11 protein-coding genes are annotated in these 17,742 nt (G+C 43.9%); 1 reads left to right on the plus strand and 10 read right to left on the minus strand.

Features of this window, described 5'->3' with window-relative positions; genetic code table 11:
- Window positions 1–268 precede the first annotated feature (268 nt).
- The 8 genes from MHM87_RS00770 to MHM87_RS00805 form a co-directional block, all read right to left on the minus strand.
- Window positions 269–1,390 carry an alanine--glyoxylate aminotransferase family protein gene (locus tag MHM87_RS00770; protein ID WP_239257516.1) on the minus strand — a complete coding sequence of 374 codons (1,122 nt, stop codon included), beginning with the start codon at window positions 1,388–1,390 and terminating at the stop codon, window positions 269–271.
- Between the two features lie 520 nt (window positions 1,391–1,910).
- Entirely contained in the window at window positions 1,911–2,435 is a 525-nt protein-coding gene (locus MHM87_RS00775; RefSeq protein ID WP_110289107.1) for a gamma carbonic anhydrase family protein, read from the minus strand.
- 10 nt (window positions 2,436–2,445) lie between these two features.
- A complete protein-coding gene (gene tesB / locus MHM87_RS00780; RefSeq protein WP_014949536.1) occupies window positions 2,446–3,306 on the minus strand; it encodes an acyl-CoA thioesterase II in 861 nt (286 codons plus the stop codon).
- A complete protein-coding gene (locus MHM87_RS00785; protein ID WP_239257517.1) occupies window positions 3,299–5,179 on the minus strand; it encodes a phosphotransferase in 1,881 nt (626 codons plus the stop codon). Before MHM87_RS00785 ends, tesB begins: the two co-directional genes overlap by 8 nt.
- An 83-nt stretch (window positions 5,180–5,262) precedes the next feature.
- Complete coding sequence (gene rlmJ / locus MHM87_RS00790; protein ID WP_239257518.1) at window positions 5,263–6,141, minus strand: 23S rRNA (adenine(2030)-N(6))-methyltransferase RlmJ; 879 nt, start codon at window positions 6,139–6,141, stop codon at window positions 5,263–5,265.
- A gap of 147 nt (window positions 6,142–6,288) precedes the next feature.
- On the minus strand, window positions 6,289–7,989 hold the full coding sequence (locus MHM87_RS00795) for a dihydrolipoyllysine-residue acetyltransferase (RefSeq protein ID WP_239257519.1): 1,701 nt from the start codon (window positions 7,987–7,989) through the stop codon (window positions 6,289–6,291).
- A gap of 16 nt (window positions 7,990–8,005) precedes the next feature.
- A complete protein-coding gene (locus MHM87_RS00800; RefSeq protein WP_061095031.1) occupies window positions 8,006–8,983 on the minus strand; it encodes an alpha-ketoacid dehydrogenase subunit beta in 978 nt (325 codons plus the stop codon).
- Entirely contained in the window at window positions 8,983–10,170 is a 1,188-nt protein-coding gene (locus MHM87_RS00805; RefSeq protein ID WP_014976583.1) for a thiamine pyrophosphate-dependent dehydrogenase E1 component subunit alpha, read from the minus strand. The genes MHM87_RS00800 and MHM87_RS00805 overlap by 1 nt, the downstream gene beginning before the upstream one ends.
- A 501-nt stretch (window positions 10,171–10,671) precedes the next feature.
- Here MHM87_RS00805 and MHM87_RS19810 point away from each other — a divergent pair.
- Complete coding sequence (locus MHM87_RS19810; RefSeq protein ID WP_275442929.1) at window positions 10,672–14,637, plus strand: S8 family serine peptidase; 3,966 nt, start codon at window positions 10,672–10,674, stop codon at window positions 14,635–14,637.
- 42 nt (window positions 14,638–14,679) lie between these two features.
- On the opposite strand, the gene rmuC is transcribed toward MHM87_RS19810, so the two are convergent.
- Window positions 14,680–15,969 (minus strand): DNA recombination protein RmuC, encoded by a 1,290-nt coding sequence (gene rmuC / locus MHM87_RS00825; protein ID WP_049586265.1) that lies wholly within the window; start codon window positions 15,967–15,969, stop codon window positions 14,680–14,682.
- A gap of 234 nt (window positions 15,970–16,203) precedes the next feature.
- On the minus strand, window positions 16,204–17,733 hold the full coding sequence (locus MHM87_RS00830; RefSeq protein ID WP_014949528.1) for a fumarate hydratase: 1,530 nt from the start codon (window positions 17,731–17,733) through the stop codon (window positions 16,204–16,206).
- Window positions 17,734–17,742 lie beyond the last annotated feature (9 nt).

The following is a 17,742-nucleotide window of genomic DNA, read 5'->3' on the forward strand; positions in this document are numbered from 1 at the left end:
ATAACTTCGCCGAGATGCGCTTTTTATGAGGCAAGACCCAAAAATGGATAAGTAATACCAGTCAACTTGATGTAGTGCCACTATACCTGCGGTAACACGACGTGATTACGAAGATTTTAAATCTCACTGAGTGGGTAATGATCTATGCGGACTGATATCAAAGCGCAATGTTAAATGGGTTTTATATGCTAAATGGTTAAAAGCCAACCGTTCAGCAAAGCATCTCGCTGAACGTGTTGACCGAAAAGATTAAAAGGCGTTAGGCGTTTTACTTAAGCACAGTGCGCAACGCAGCAAGGCAGTGATCGATATTACGGGGCTTACATGCGTATCCCATAAGACCAATTCGCCATACTTTACCGGCATGATCGCCTAAACCGGCGCCGATTTCTAAATTAAAATCTTCAAGCAATTGCTTGCGAACGGCAGCATCGTCTACGCCGTCTGGAATTTTAACTACATTTAATTGAGGCAAACGATAAGCACTGTCTACCGTTAGCTCTAACCCAAGTTCACTTAGACCCTGCGCAAGTTTATCATGACCCAATGCATGACGCTGCCACGCATTTTCTAAGCCTTCTTCTTTTAAAATCAGAAGTGCTTCGTACATAGCGTACATACTGTTGACAGGTGCGGTATGGTGGTAGGCACGCTTGGCGCCCTGCCCCCAATAACCAACAATCAAGTTCATGTCTAGAAACCAGCTTTGCACTTTCGTTTTTCGGTTTTGAATAACGTTAACTGCTCTTTCACTAAATGAAACAGGAGAGATACCCGGCACGCAACTCAAACACTTCTGTGAACCTGAATAAATAGCGTCAATGCTCCAACCGTCAACATCTAACTCGATACCTCCTAGAGAGGTAACTGCATCAACAATGCTAAGACAATCATACTTTTTAGCCAGCTCACAAAGCGCTTTGGCTTCATTGCGTACGCCCGTAGATGTTTCTGCGTGAACAAAGGCAAGGATCTTAATATCCGGATTGGCTTTAAGGGTGTCTTCTACCACATTAAGGTCAGTTTGCTCGCCCCATGTATTGTTGACGGTAATAGCCTCACCACCACAACGCTCTACGTTTTCGACCATTCGATTGCCAAATACGCCGTTAATACACACGAGTACCTTATCGCCTGGTTCTACAAGATTAACAAAACATGCCTCCATTCCTGCTGAGCCCGGAGCAGAAATAGGCATAGTAAGTGCATTGTCAGTTTTAAATGCATATTGTAAAAGCTGTTTGGTTTGGTCCATTAACTCAATGAATAATGGATCGAGATGACCCAGGGTGGGTCTCGCCATGGCGTTTAGAATTCTGGGGTTAACATCGGATGGTCCTGGACCCATCAAAGTCCGTTCAGGGGGAATAAAAGTAGAAAATGATTGCATAATCCATCCTCGTATTAATGTAAGAGCCTGTTTTTAGAGTCAGTATCACGCATATTTAGCATGAACGTTGACGTCATACTACAAGGATAATGGCATGGTACAACCGTCTGTTTTCAACATAACTTACATGAATGAAAGTATGTCTATATATTTAACAAGGGTATACATTAACAACGCTTCATCACGTGGATAAAATGTGTGCAACATGTGGATATAAACTGTACACCTTTTTACTCAAAAAACACCACATCCGACCAGTCTTTAGTCCATTGATTACTAACGTATAAGTTCTACAATTAAATTGACTTTGAGAGTGTAAGATAAAATTCACACAAAAATTGTTTATAATTTAAACAAATGTATTCTATACTCATTGTCCGTTTAAAAGATTTTATTTAAACTCTCCTGTGTAAAAGTTAGCGCACGGCTCAGCAATGAGCCATTCCCCTAGGCCCGGAACGTTTGTTCTGGGCATTTTTTATGGGGATTCAAAATATCGCGAACAGCCTAGTCTTAAATTTCAGCTATCAACTGGCTGTAATGATGACTTATATGTTTTGGCGTTATCTACGTAATGTTCAGCGGACGCTTTTAGTTTGGGTTCGATCTTCTCATCAAATGTTCTAATGACTTTACCAGGCGCTCCAACTACTAAACTGTAATCAGGAATTTCCATGTTTTCCGTTATCAAAGCGTTAGCGCCAATGATGCAGTACTTTCCAATTTTTGCACCGTTTAATACGACAGCGTTAATTCCTATCAAGGAATAGTCACCAATCTCGCAGCCGTGAAGCATGACTTTATGTCCTACTGTTACCCCTTCACCTAGCACTAAAGGAATACCTGCATCGGTGTGTAATACGCTGCCATCTTGGATATTCGTATTTTTACCAACGGTTATCTTGTCCATATCGCCGCGTATAACCGCATTGAACCAAACGCTTGAACCCACTTTGAGTTCAACATTACCAATAACATGTGCGCCTGGCGCTATAAACGTACTTTCATCAACCAGCGGTGATGTAGAACCTAATTTGTAGCGCATTACCCTCTCCCTATTCGTCTACTTTTCTCATTAATCCTTCTTGCATGGTTGACGCAACAAGTTCACCATTTTGGTTAAATATTTGTCCGCGTACCAAACCTCTAGAGCCTCCGCTAAAGGGACTCTCCATTGCATACAATAACCATTCGTTCATATTGATTGGGCGGTGGAACCACATAGCATGGTCTATCGTTGCGATTCGAAGTGATTTATCGGTTACCGCAACACCGTGTGGTTGAAGAGACGTACTGAGAAAATGATAATCTGATGCGTAAGCAAGCGCAGCTTGATGAACAGTCAATGATGCATTCATTGTGTCTCTTGCTTTTAACCAAATATAACGCGTCGGTTCGCGTTTCGCTGACTGGTAAGAGTTAGCTGCATCTACCGTGCGGATATCTACAGGTTTATGATAGCTCAACGCTTCTTGCATAGGCCGTGCAATTTTATTGAAGTTAGCTTCATAGAATTCAATGTCAGACTGCACATCTTCCGGCGCAGGCACATCTGGCATTGTTGGGTTTTGATGCTCCATGCCATCTTGAGGAACCTGAAAAGACGCTGTCATGTAGAAAATATTTCTACCATCCTGAATGGCTTTAACCCGTCGAGCAGAGAAACTTCTGCCGTCTCGCACTACTTCAACATCGTAAACTACAGGCTTTTTAGCATCGCCTGGTAGTAAAAAATAAGTGTGGAATGAGTGTGCGACTCTACCAGCCTCCACTGTTTCGTATGCAGCTGCTAACGCTTGCCCCAAAACTTGTCCACCAAACAAGGCGCGGAAGCCTAAATCCCAGCTTTGACCTCGATAGATGCCAGCCTCCACTGTTTCGAGTTCAAAAAGTGACGATAGTTTAATCTCAGACATGTTGTACTTTCTCTTCAATTACTGCTTTTGGGTTTCGCGGGTAGTACTTTTCAGGCAATTTTGCTTTATGCTCGAAAAAGCGCGTATCTTTATAGGGTAACTTCATAAACCCTGAAATGCCTAGCCCTTTTATTTTGGGAATTTGCTGAACGAGTTGCGCTAATAATGCGTGGAAGCGCTCTTCTTGGCTGTGATCAAGCAACGTGTAATAGTTGTGAATTTTCAAATGCCGCGGTAATGCTTCAAATATAATACAACCAGTGTGATGTATTGTATTAAGTTGAACGATGGTATCGATAATCTCCTGAGGCAGCTTTAATAGTTCGTCCGGATCATCGCCATCTTCGAAATATGAGTGAGTCCGGCTTTCATCCTTTTGTGCAGAAACCCGTGATAGCTCGTAGGGAATAAACATCCCGCCTGCTGGTTTAAATTCTTCATCTTCACTTTCGCGTTCAATGTGCAGCGTGTTTTTGGCGTTGAACATACAACATTTGAACACCGCGGGCTTGTGAATAGCCCTTGCTAAATTAATGACATTATTCACTGCTAAATCAAACGCTGCTTTCATTGATTCATCATATAAGTTCAAGCTTGAATCGACATATATACCTTCTGGCTCCCAGCGCACAGCCATACCGCCAACTACAGGGTAACGGCCTAGTCTGCTTATTGCAGAAACAAATGCTTTTTCGGTATCCCCCATGCCTTGTAGATAGTTTTTGTAGTAGCGGTCAAATTGCGCATCGTCTATATAACGAAGTTCCTCTACGTCTTTTTCATCTAACGAGTCAGAGAGTCTTGCCTGTTGGCGTAGGTAAGATTTTCGAGAGCTGTAAACAACGGTTTCAATATCAGCACGGTTCTGAGTGTGGGCCAGCCATGTAGGGATTAACGGTGTATATTGCGTTGGCTTGTCTTGAGTGAAAACCATATTCTTCAAAACGTGGAGATGATTAAACAGGTAATCTCCGCCCTGCCTTCTCTTTTCTGGATCTTCACTGAGCATGTGCTCAAGGATATTAGCAAGCATTTTAGGAAGACCAAGGGATGAAGGTGTAATAACCTTGCTTCCGTAACGACACGATTGCCCTGATGCCAATGCATATAATGTACTGGCCAAGCCTTGTTCATCGAAGCGGGGGCTGGAGAGTGCGCCATTAAGCTGCTCCTCGCCAATAAAATAAACATCGCCAAGTCGAGCATTAGTTTGATGCAGTTCACCCGACATTAAATCCATTACATTGTTACCTACATATTGCCCAGTGATGTCAGTCTGTGCGAACACTGAAGAGCCCCAATCAATCAATCCAACCGATTCATTTTCGGCATCCCAAACCAGATTCGAGGGCTTTATGTCTCCGTGCACAATGGGTTTAATTTCTCCATTTTCACTGTATTGGCGAAAACTGGATAAAAGTTCGCCGACCTGCACTGCAATTTTGACGATAATACGGGGCGAAAGTGGGCCTGTTTTCAAGCTGACTTTTTCTAGGTCTTCGCCGGGTGCTCGCCCCATAACTAAGATGGATTGTTTGCGTATTTGTTGATATTCAATAAACCGCGGTACAAACTCATGATTAACGTGAGAAAGCATAAAAGCTTCCTCTTCTAGTCTATCTTGCACATGCTGCGGCAACGTTATTCGCGAAAACTTAAATACCCGTGATTCACCGCTTGGCGCGTTCCCTGCAAACGCAAACCCAAAGGCTCCTTTCCCTAAAAGTTCGATGTCACTGTACCCCAACCCTTCTAACTGCGAGATACAAAGGTTTACCCAGTCTTTTAGTTTTTTCGCATCCGCATGAGATAGCAGATATATCGACTGCTCATCGGGTATATAGAAATGTTTTAGGCCTTTGAGTTGCGACATGTTTTTTACTTCACGCTTTTAGTGACTTTTTGAAACAGATTAATCAGCAGCGATACGCTTACCATTGTTAAACTGCACAGCAATCAATTATCTTCGTTTATCCAGGTAACATGCGCTGTAGCGTGATAACCTGCTTCATTTTCACCTAGCATACCAACAACGCTTTCTAACGCGCTTTTTAAATTAGTATCTAGCTGCCAAGGCGGGTTCAAAACGAATACGCCCGAACCATACATTCCGGCATCAGCGGTATTTTCTTCCACGCATATTTCTGCTTTAAAACAGGGTTTACCCATTGCTGCAAGCTTTTCACACATAGCTTCACTTGCACCACTTTTGGCGCCAGCCCTCTCTGACAATAGTGGATACCACACTACGATTTGTGCCTGCTGCCAGCGTTTGAATACCTGCTCCACACCCTTAACAAGGTCGCTATATTCATTCACGCGCTCATAAGGGGGGTCGATTAAAATAGCACCGCGATTGGGTTTAGGTGGCGTGAGTGCACGAAGCCCTTCGTACCCGTCACGTTTATGGACGTGGCTATTAAGGGTACGTAAACGGGATACGTTTTTGTCTAGTTTATCGAATTCCGCAGGATGAAGTTCCATTAGGTGTAAATTATCACTATCCCTTTTCGCTTTTGCGCTTATTGCCGGTGAGCCCGGATATTGTTGTTGTGCTAAAAACGGTTCACACAACGATAAATAGTCGGCCAACAAATTTGGCAAGTCCTGAACGCCTTTATCATCTATAAGCAAACGAGATATACCCGTCTCATACTCTTTATTTTTTGATGACATGGCATCGGTTAGATCGTACGCGCCCGCGCCTGCGTGGGTGTCGAAAAGCGTAAAAGGTTTATCTTTTTTCTTTAATGCGTTGATAACGCCAATCCAACAAAGATGTTTGATGACATCAGCGTGGTTGCCCGCATGAAAGGCATGTTGATAACTAAGCACAAAACCTCAGTAAAATTTTCGTTTGTTTATAGTGCTCTATAATAACGTTAACGCGCTTTGAGGTATACAAATCAAAAAAGGGCCAATAGTTTTGCTATTGGCCCTTTTAAAATATTGTTACTGCAAATCAAATTGCTTTGAATGATATCACTTAAGGTGCATCAACATTTTTTCTGGCTGAGTTAGGTAACTCATCCATAGATTATTGAATCGCACCATAGTCGCACCATCAATAATACGGTGGTCGCCAGACCAATTAACCGCCATGATATTTTGCGCGCTAACATTCCCTTCATCATCAAAACGCGGAAGTTTCTGCGTTTTACCGAGAGCAACAATAGCAGCTTCTGGCTTATTAATTACTGGCGTTGCGGTAATACCGCCTATTGCACCGATATTAGAGATACTAATCGTACCGCCTTTTAGGTGCTCGCCAGCCACGCGGCCCGCTCTGGCTTGTTCGATAATATCCTGCATTTGAACAGCAATATCCAACAGAGATAGGTCTTGAACACGCTTAATATTGGGTACAAGCAAACCAATTTTAGAGTCTACTGCAAAACCAATATTGTGATCTGCGAAGTAGCTTATCTCAGTGGCGTCTTCGTTAAGCTGACTGTTAATGACAGGGAACTCATTAAGTGCCAACGACATTGCTTTAACGAAAAACGGCATAAAGCTGAGTTTTACGTTCTTCGCTTCAAATTCAGGTTTAAGCAGCTTGCGTAGCGACATCAGGTTGTCCATTACCAACTCATCACTAACTGTGAAGTGCGGGATAGTATAGACCGAAGCCGACATTTGCTTCGCCATAGCTGCCTGAATACCGCGTACTTTTTCTGTTCTAACGCTGCCTTTAAGCACAGTGCTTGTGCTATTCAAATCACCTTTTTCTGCGTTAGATGAGCTTGGCGCAGAAGATGACGTATTTTGAGACGACGTGTCAACATTCGAATGTTGTAGATTCAACACGTCAGACTTAAGGATCCGTCCCTTTTTACCCGAGCCTTCCACAGTAGAAAGGTCGATATTCTTTTCTCTTGCAACACGTCTTACCGCGGGGCTAGCCAACACTTTACCTTCTATAGCGATAGGTGGCTCGTATTCGCCGTCGCTGAATTTTGAAGGAGCAATTTGCGCTGATTGCTGACTTGAACCGTTTGTTTGCGTGTTCACTGAACTTTGAGATGCAACGCTTGAAGCGCTGTTGTTTGCTGACGGTGATTCGTCATTAGTACCGCTAGTAGTTGTGACTTCACCGGCAACTTCTAACGCAAACAATGCACTATGCACTTTCGCTATATCGCCTTGCGCGTAATAAAGACGATGCACTGTGCCCGCGTTTTTAGCAGGTATTTCTACCACCGCTTTATCGGTCATCACTTCTACAACGGCTTGATCTTCTTCAATTTCATCGCCTTCAGCCACGTTCCATTTCACAATTTCGCACTCGACAATACCTTCACCAATATCTGGCAAAATAAAGTCTTCGATGTGCTTGCCGTTTGAAGCGCCTGAAGAAGCACTATCATTCGCTGTCGCTGTTTCAGACGCATTGTCTTTTACTTCCGCTTGCGCGTCTTCATGTGTATCTGAGTTAGCGTCGCCATCATCTGGCGTCATAGAGAATAATGGTGCGTGCACTTTAGCAATATCGCCTACCGCGTAATGCAGTTTATTAACCACACCCGCATGCATTGCAGGAATTTGCACGGTAGCCTTGTCGGTCATTACTTCCGCGACAGGTTGATCTTCTTCTATATGCTCACCTTCAGAAACTAACCATTCCAGAAGTTCGCATTCAACTATACCTTCACCAATGTCCGGTAAGATAAATTCAATTGTCATTTCATCGTCCCCCGGCTTAGTAGTGAAGCGTACGTTTTATGGCTTCGTACGTCTTTGTTTCATCTGGCATATATTCTTTTTCGTGCGCCAAAGGATACGGCGTGTCTAAACCACACACTCTTGCAATAGGCGCTTCAAGATATAAGAAACAACGTTCCTGAATGCTCGCTGCGATTTCACTCGCAAAGCCACCCGTTAGCGGTGCTTCGTGGTTTATCAGTAAGCGACCTGTTTTCATTACAGATTGCATAACCGTTTCAACGTCCCACGGTAATATACTGCGCAAATCAATGATTTCACATGACACACCATCTTCAAGAGCCATTTCTGCGGCTTTTTGCAGAATTTCTATTTGTGCGCCCCACCCTAGTAACGTGATATCGCTACCTTCTTGAACAATATCTGCCTTACCTAACGGTAGTTCGTAATCTTCTTCAGGCACTTCCGATACAGAAGCGCGGTAAAGACGTTTAGGCTCCATAAACAATACGGGGTTTTTATCTCGAATTGACGCAAGCAACAAACCTTTCGCCTGATATGGGTCACGAGGGATAACAATCTTTAACCCTGGGCAGTGAGCGAAGAATGCCTCTGGTGATTGACTGTGGTAGTGGCCGCCTGCGATACCGCCACCATAAGGTGTACGAATTGTTAGCGTACCAACATCGAACTGACCGCCTGAACGGTAGCGCCATTTAGCCGTCTCATTCACAATTTGATCGAATGCAGGGAAAATGTAATCACCAAATTGAATTTCAGCAACAGGTACAGAGCCTTGTGAGGCCAAGCCGTTCGCGAAGCCAATAATGCCTTGTTCAGTAAGCGGCGTGTTAAAGCAACGCGCCTTACCAAATTTTTCTTGAAGGTGACTGGTTGCACGGAACACACCACCAAAATGGCCCACGTCTTCACCAAAGACCATTACTTTTTCATCTTCGGTCATGGCTGTGATGAGTGCATTATTAATTGCTTGAAGTAGATTCATCTTAGCCATTACTTTACTCTCCCTGCTGTTTTAGGGTACATCTTCGGGTACTTCTTAATATGCGCTTTCAATTCACTGAGCTGTTCTTTTAAGTGCCAAGGTGCTGTGTCGTATACATCTTCGACAATGTCTTCAATGGCACATACGTCAGTCTTTTCACAACTCTTCATTGCTGCTAAAACGTCTTGTCTTGCTTTATCGACGCGCTTTTGGTTCTCAGCCTCGTCAAACCAGCCTTTGCTTTCTAACCATTTCGCCATACGAGCGATAGGGTCTTTTGCACGCCACTTATCTTCTTCTTCACGAGAGCGATAGCCTGTTGGGTCGTCTGACGTGGAGTGCGCCGCTAAGCGATAAGTCATGGCTTCAATAAGTACAGGACACTTTTCTTCAATGGCGATACGACGGGCTTCTTTAGTAGCTGCATAAATGGCTAACACATCGTTACCATCAACACGGATAGTTTTAATACCGTAACCTAAGCCACGAGAAGCAATGCCGTCACCCGCGAATTGCTCTTCTGCTGGTGTTGAAATGGCGTAGCCATTATTACGGCAAAAGAAGATAACTGGGCAGTTTAAAACAGCGGCCATATTTAACCCTGCGTGGAAGTCTCCTTCAGACGCTGCACCTTCACCGAAGTAACAGATAGTAACCACATCTTTACCCGACATTTTTTGGCCATAGGCGTAACCAGATGCTTGAGGGATCTGTGTGCCTAGTGGAGAAGATATCGTCATGAAGTTAAGTGGCTTGTCACCATAATGGATAGGCATTTGACGTCCTTTGTTAGGGTCGTCTTTATTGCTAAACATTTGGTTCATAAACTGTTCTGTGGTGTATCCGCGGTATGCTAATGCGCCTTGCTCGCGGTACTGAGACATGATCATGTCGTCATCTGAGAGTGCTGCAGCACTTGCAACTGAAGCCGCCTCTTCACCTGTGCTGGCCAAGTAAAAACTAATACGACCTTGGCGCTGTGCACCCACCATACGTTCATCCAATACTCTAATGTAATGCATGGTATTAAATATTTTTAATGCTTCTTCTTTGCTGAGGTCAGGTTCAACTGCTTTTTCAATGAGTTCACCTTCGGCAGAAAGGATTTGCAGCATTGGGATATCAACAACCCCTTTAGTAATAATTTCGACCTTATTTGTTGTTTTTACTTCGGCCAAATGATTTCTGTCTTTCACGTTTGTTCCCCTTAAATATGAGGGTTAATAGCGACTTATAGTGATAACAATATGCTAGTTGAGAAATTGCAGGAGCGTCCTACTTATTCATTGGCATTTTTTCAAATGGGTGAAATAGACATACTCAATTAGTCTAAATGAAAAGGATATTCGTCCTAAAAACGTAAACCCCATGTAAAAAATATGAAAACCGAGTAGGACAATCATTTCTCATTCACATCCAGTAATAGAGTTTCTAGCGTTTTAAAAGCTTATTTATCCAATAATCTACTGTTTAGAACTTCAATGAAAAAAGGGAGTTATCTATGCAACGACTAATCGTCGTTAAATGTAACAAAATGTGTAAATTGTGTATTGCAGAAACACACGTTACAAAAAGAAAAAAAGTGTGCTAGTAATAAATAGTCACAGCGATAAGTTGCGTTTTAAAAAAGGCGAATGACCTTTTAAGCAAACAAAAAAATCGTTGGGCTCCAGGGAACTATTCACACGAGAATAATTATGAAAAAAACAATCCTTAATACGGTTATTGCTACCGCATTAGCAGGCTCAGCCTTTGGTGCACTAGCAATATCAAATCAATTATCTGGCCACAGCGTTGAACAACGTAACGCCATCGAAGCATCCTTCGACAAAAAGAATATTCTTGCAAATGCAATCCAAGCGGATAGTGATAGCGTACGTGTTATCGTACAACTTACTGACGTGCCTATGGCGCAATTCAGCGCAGTAAATCCAAGTGTAAGCAGCATGGCTGCCCACAAAGGTCAAAAGGTAAATTTCAAGTCAAATGCAGCGAAGGAATATCAATCTTTCCTTGAAGCTCAACAGCAATCGGTTATCCAGTCTATCAAGTCATTCGATAAGTCATTCAAAGCTGACATGTCTTACACAGCAGCATTTAATGGTTTTGCGGGTATCGTTTCAAAGAGTGCACTTGATAAGCTTTCCAGCCTTTCGACAGTAAAAGCGGTATACCCAGACTTAGTACACCATGCCCAAATGGACGCGAGTTTGGATCTGATCGGTGCAGTTCAAACGTGGGAACAGTTCGGCGGGAAGGAAAGCGCCGGTGCAGGCGTGAAAGTGGCGATCATCGATAGTGGTATTCGTCCAGAAAACCCTTTATTCAGTGGTGAAAATTTTACAGCACCTGATGCTGCGACACTTCCTACTGACGACTACTGTTCAGAAGTTCCTGATTTTTGTAACAATAAACTAATTGTTGCTCGCGCAGCAGACATCGTAGAAGGCTTCTCTGTTGTTGAAGAAGAATACGAGAGCCCGCTAGGATTCAATGGACACGGTACGCACGTAGCAGGTACCGCAGTAGGTAATTACGGAGTAATGGCAGAGCGCGATGGTGCAGAAGCTGAAATCTCTGGTGTTGCGCCAGCTGCTTATCTAATGGTTTACAAAGGTTTGTATGCCACACCAGCTAACCCTGCTTCTTCTAGCGGTGCTTCTTCAATGCTGCTTTCTATGCTTGAAGCTGCGCTTACAGATGGTGCTGACATTGTAAATAACTCGTGGGGTGGCGGTGCAGGTGGAAACCCTAACGGCTCAGTATATGAAGACGTACTTGAAGCCATGCACGATGCGGGCGTTGTTACCGTTTTTGCAGCGGGTAACGATGGTCCGGGTGCTGGCACTATTGGCTGTCCTGGTTGTTCAGAAGACGTAATAACGGTCGCAAATACAACAACGGGTCGTTTGTTCGCAAACGAGGTGACCGTTGAAGGCGACACCACTTTAGGTTCTATTCCGGCACTTTACTCAGTGGGCAACCCTGCCATTGTATTTGATAGCCCAATTACTGCACCTGTTGTTTATGCAGGCGAAGTAGATGCGGCAAACGTAGAAGGTTGTGATGCATTTGCTGCGGGCGCGTTCGATGGTGCAATTGCGCTTATCAGCCGTGGTACGTGTGGTTTCGTGACTAAAATTGAAAACGCAGAGGCTGCGGGAGCAACAGCTGTTCTTATTCATAACGTTGATGGACGCGGTGAAGCGCCAATATTAATGGGCGGCTTAAGTGAAGCTCAAACAATTCCATCACTTATGCTTCCTGCTACACCAGGTTTAGCGCTTGCTAACCTAGCTGAAACTACTGATGAGTCGCTAAATGTAACTATCGGTAGCGATATTGTTCGCGTTGTTTCAGATAGCCTTGCTGACATCATGAATGAAAGCAGCTCTCGCGGTCCTAACGGCGACCCGACGTTCCTTAAGCCTAATATTGCTGCTCCTGGTACTCGCATCTTCTCTGGCGAATCACCGGATGCACCAGGACACGAAGACCAGAACTTCTCGTTCAAGAACGGTACTTCAATGGCATCGCCACACGTAGCTGGTGCAGCTGCACTTCTTAAGCAAATGCATCCTGATTGGACTGCACAGCAGATAAAGAGTGCGCTTGTTACTTCTTCAATTCGCGATATTTTGAAAGAAGATGCGTCTACCGCAGCAGACAACTTTGACATGGGTGCAGGTCGTTTAGATCTTCCTCGTGCAACATCTGTTGAACTAACATACAGCGACCTAAGCCTTGTTTCATCTGAGTGTTATATCACGTGCGAAATGTCTATCACTGTGACTAATACAAGCGACGCTGATGTGACAGTAGACGCGACCACAATGTTTGATGATGATAATATTGTTGCTACGGTTACGCCTGCAATGGCAAGCCTACCTGCTGGTGCATCTGCACAAATCATGGTTTCGGTAGATGTATCATTGGCAGGTTCTGGCGAATGGTTATTCGGTGGTATCAACTGGGCGGACACTAACGATGAAACCACTGATTATTTCATACCTGTTGCTATTTACCCGATCAATACCGATGAACCTGAATTATTTAACAGCTCAGTAAGCAACACGTTTGCAGCTGAAAATGAAACAGTAGTTACGTCGGCATCGGTTACAAACTCAGGTGTAACAGGCCTAATTGGTGTAACTTCGACAGTTGATGAAAAGTACGATATCGACGTTTCTAGTATTTCAGCGGTCAAGAATGGCAACCAAGAGCCTGTGACCTACGATGCAGAAAAACGTGAAGTGCGCTGGGAAGGTGCTCTTAACACAGCGACGCTTGAGCTAGTTGAAACGGCTGCGCCATTTGGGTACTTGCCAATGAGAAATCTACCTTTTGTGGTAGACCCTATCGTATGTAGTGAAACCTGTGACGATGCAGCAATAACGGTAGAGTCATTCATTGACATAGAGTACATGGGACAGACCTACACAAACGTCCAAGTATCTTCTAACGGTTTTATCTCGCTAGGTACATCATCTGGTCAAGTGACTGAGTATCGTCCACAATCACTTCCAGGTGCGTCTGAGCCAAACAATGTTATAGCACCTTACTGGACAGATCTCGATCTAGATGGTACTGCTGATGACGATACTGGCACAGGTACAATGTATGCGGCGACGCTTAACACCAGTACTAACCAGTTCTTTGTTGTTGAGTGGGAAAACGCGATGCTGTGGGGCGACACTGGTTCTAGTGTAAACTTCCAGATATGGTACGACCGCAACGCTGCCTCATTTTCATTTGCTTATGGCCCAATGAGCCCTAATGGCACACCTACTGTTGTAGGCTTCGAAAATGCGTCAGGTACAGTTGGTTATACCCACGCTGCACAGTTATCTACTGGTATTGTAGGTTCTCTTCCAGTTGAGGGTGATGAGTTTGGTATCGTTACCATCCCTGGCGATCAGATTACCGTTAGCTACAGCGGTTCAGTTAAGCCATCAGGCGAACTAATGGATGATGTGCTTTCTGTTGATGAAGACGCCTCTATCACAGCGAACATCTTGGCTAACGAGATGGAAGATATGATTTTCAATACGTTTGAGATGGAATCACTGTCAGGTGACTTCAGAACTTATACGCCTATTGAAGTTGATAGAGAAGAGCTAGACCCATCAACGCTAGAAGTGGTTGCTGAAGCGCAAAACGGTACTGTAGCAATTAATGATGACGGTACGATAACTTATACACCTAATGCAGACTTCTTCGGTGAAGATTCGTTTACTTACACTGTGCGTGTAATGGGTACTACCACGGAAGAAGGTGAAGAAGTACTTGGTGAAGCTATCGGTGAAGGCACAGTAACTGTAGCGGTTGCAGGTGTGCAAGATGCTCCAGTTATTTCAATATCTGCTCCAACTAGCGTTGATGAAGGTCAGTCTTACACTGTAACTGCTTCTGCAACTGACGCAGACGGAGACGATGTGACTATCACCATTAACGGTGTAGAGCGCACTTCGTTCACTGATACAGCGCCTAGTAACGAACAGTCTAACCGTGTAACGGTTCAAGTAACGGCTTCAGATGGTATTGAAACTACTACAGAAAGCGTGACTATTCGCGTTAACGATAAGTCTGGTGGTTCAATGGGCTGGATTGCATTGCTTCTTGCTCCAGCAGTTTACCTACGTAGACGCATGAAACGTTCATAACGTTTTTTGATAAGAGAAAAAAGGCCGCAATTGCGGCCTTTTTTAATCGTCTTGAGAAAGTTGCTGTAAGTGCTGAGACATTCGCTTACTGGGTTGTACGCCAAGTTCTCTAAACTTTTCTATTTGCCTTACCAAGTTCCCTCTTCCACTGGTTAACTTATTCATTGCTTGTTCGTAGTTTGCGTGAGCGATATCCATCGACTTACCTACTTTTTCCATATCCGTCACAAACCCAACGAACTTGTCATAAAGCTTTGCTGCTTGTTCCGCAATAAGCTGTGCGTTTTGATTTTGGTACTCATACTGCCAAATGTTATTAATAGTACGCAGTGCAACCAGTAAATTAGTTGGGCTAACCAACATGATATTGTGATTAAGTGCCATTGTGACTAAATCTGGTTCTTCTTCGACAGCAATCAGAAATGCAGGCTCAATGGGAATGAAAAGTAACACATAATCCAGTGTCTTTATGCCTTTAAGCGTTTGGTAGTCCTTCGCGCCTAAGCCTTTGATGTGCCCTTTTATAGACGCCACATGTTGACTTAAAAATTGCGCTTTCTCAGCTTCATCATCACAGTTGTAATACCTTTCATAGGCCGCCAAACTTACTTTTGAATCTATGATCACATCTTTATCATTTGGCAAATGCACCACGACATCTGGTTGAAATCGCTTGCCGTGCTCTGATGTTGCTGACATTTGTGTTTCAAATTCATGACCCTCGCGTAAACCAGATTCTTTGAGTATCCGCTCAAGCACTACTTCGCCCCAGTTTCCTTGCTTTTTATTGTCACCTTTTAGTGCATTGGTCAGCGCTGCAGCTTCTTCCGTAATTTTCTGGTTGAGAGCCTTTAAACTTAGAATCTCTGTTTTAAGTGAGGCTCGCTCCTGCCCCTCACGTATATGTTGTTCTGAGATTTGACGTTTAAAACCATCTAACTCGTTTTTGAATGGCGCCAAAACAGCTTCTATATTGTGTTTTGTTTGTTGCGTGTAACGCTGTTGCTTTTCTTCAAATATCCGATTTGCTAGATTTTCGAATTGCGTATGCAGACGTTGTTCAGATGCATTCATAGACGCAAGCTTATCTTCATGCGCAGCATGAAGCGCCTGAATTCTTGCTTGGTGCGCTTCGTTTTGTGCTTGAAGCTTGGCAATAGCAATACGCTCGCTATTCAAATCATTTTGTAGCTGCTCATTGATTTGCGAAAGCTGCGCTATCTTGGTGGCATTCGCCTGGCCTCGAATAAATGAATAAAGTGAAAAAGCACACACACTTACGAAGGCTATTAGAAAGGAAATGGGTTCGCTAGAAATAAGGTTAATTAACATAGTGCACGTTCATACTGTTATTTTGTACAGCACTATAAACAAAATCAGATAAATATACCAACTGGTATAAATTTAAAATGAAATTGGGGCAAAAACGTCTAGCACGTAAACCTTTGAAAAAATGAAACTACACAAATGAAAACGGGTGCTATTGCACCCGTTTTTTATACTGTGATGAAAAACCAAATTAGTTTTCTTAAGCAGAACGGCTCATCTTAAGTTTTGCCTTCCTCACTATTTAGATAGCGAGGCATCAAGCTCTTCAATTTTTGCTTTCCAAATGGCCGGACCATTTTTGTGAGCATTGGCACCCGTGCTGTCTACTGCAACGGTTACTGGCATGTCTTCTACGTCGAACTCGTAAATTGCTTCCATACCTAAGTCCTCGAATGCTACGACACGAGATTTCTTAATGGCTTTAGATACAAGGTACGCTGCACCTCCAACTGCCATTAGATAAACCGCTTTGTGTTTAGCAATTGAATCAACGGTTGCTGGACCACGCTCTGCTTTTCCAATCATGCCAATAAGGCCTGTTTTCTCTAGCATCATGTCAGTGAACTTATCCATACGCGTAGCCGTTGTTGGGCCAGCCGGACCAACCACTTCGTCACCTACAGCGTCAACAGGACCAACGTAATAGATAAAGCGGTTTGTTAGATCAACGCCCTCTGGTAAACCTTCACCATTTTCCATCATGGTTTGAATGCGCTTGTGAGCAGCATCACGACCGGTAAGCATCTTACCAGACAGCAGTACCGTTTCGCCTACTTTCCACTCTTGGATATCTTCTTTTGTTACTTCATCAAGGTTAACGCGGCGAGTGTTTTCGCTCACTTCCCAAGTTACTTCTGGCCAATCTTCTAATTTAGGTGGCGTAAGCTCCGCTGGACCCGAACCATCTAGATAAAAGTGTGCGTGACGAGTCGCCGCACAGTTAGGGATCATTGCTACAGGTTTTGACGCAGCGTGAGTAGGTAGCGACTTAATCTTAACGTCAACAACGGTCGTTAAACCACCTAGGCCTTGCGCACCGATACCCAACTTGTTTACGCGGTCAAAAATTTCTAAGCGAAGTTTTTCGTCGGTAGTTTGCGGGCCGCGCTCTATAAGCTCTTGGATGTCTACTGGGTCCATAAGGCTTTCTTTTGCAAGTACCGCTGCTTTTTCAGCCGTACCGCCAATGCCTATTCCCAGCATACCTGGAGGGCACCAGCCTGCCCCCATCGTCGGCAAAGTTTTTACTACCCAGTCAGCAATATCATCGCTTGGGTTAAGCATTACCATTTTAGACTTGTTTTCAGAACCGCCGCCTTTAGCCGCGATCATCACTTCGATCTTTTCACCCGCTACCATGTCGATATGCACAACAGATGGCGTATTGTCTTTGGTGTTTTTGCGCGCACCGGCAGGGTCAGCAACGATAGAGGCGCGAAGTGGATTGTCTGGATTAAGGTATGCACGACGTGTACCTTCATCAACCATTTCTTGAACGGTCATGTCAGTTTTATCCCATGTCACACCCATACCAACTTTAACAAAACAGGTTACGATCCCCGTGTCTTGACACAAAGGGCGTTTACCCTCTGCAGACATGCGTGAGTTGATAAGAATTTGCGCCATCGCGTCTTTCGCGGCTTGGCTCTTTTCCTTTTTATAGGCTTCTTCTACGGCTTTAACGTAATCGAGCGGGTGATAATAAGAAATAAATTGCAGGGCATCTTCAATGCTGTCAATGAAGTCTTGTTGACGGATAACGGTCATGACATCCTC

This window comes from Alteromonas sp. Cnat3-28 (assembly GCF_022348265.1).
In the GTDB taxonomy this organism is placed as follows: Bacteria; Pseudomonadota; Gammaproteobacteria; order Enterobacterales; family Alteromonadaceae; genus Alteromonas; species Alteromonas macleodii.

Coding starts and splice junctions, on each gene's coding strand:
- MHM87_RS00770 (WP_239257516.1), bottom strand. CDS start 1,390: ATGCAATCATTTTCTACTTTTATTCCCCCTGAACGGACTTTGATGGGT.
- MHM87_RS00775 (WP_110289107.1), bottom strand. CDS start 2,435: ATGCGCTACAAATTAGGTTCTACATCACCGCTGGTTGATGAAAGTACG.
- tesB (WP_014949536.1), bottom strand. CDS start 3,306: ATGTCTGAGATTAAACTATCGTCACTTTTTGAACTCGAAACAGTGGAG.
- MHM87_RS00785 (WP_239257517.1), bottom strand. CDS start 5,179: ATGTCGCAACTCAAAGGCCTAAAACATTTCTATATACCCGATGAGCAG.
- MHM87_RS00795 (WP_239257519.1), bottom strand. CDS start 7,989: ATGACAATTGAATTTATCTTACCGGACATTGGTGAAGGTATAGTTGAA.
- MHM87_RS00800 (WP_061095031.1), bottom strand. CDS start 8,983: ATGGCTAAGATGAATCTACTTCAAGCAATTAATAATGCACTCATCACA.
- MHM87_RS19810 (WP_275442929.1), top strand. CDS start 10,672: ATGAAAAAAACAATCCTTAATACGGTTATTGCTACCGCATTAGCAGGC.
- rmuC (WP_049586265.1), bottom strand. CDS start 15,969: ATGTTAATTAACCTTATTTCTAGCGAACCCATTTCCTTTCTAATAGCC.
- MHM87_RS00830 (WP_014949528.1), bottom strand. CDS start 17,733: ATGACCGTTATCCGTCAACAAGACTTCATTGACAGCATTGAAGATGCC.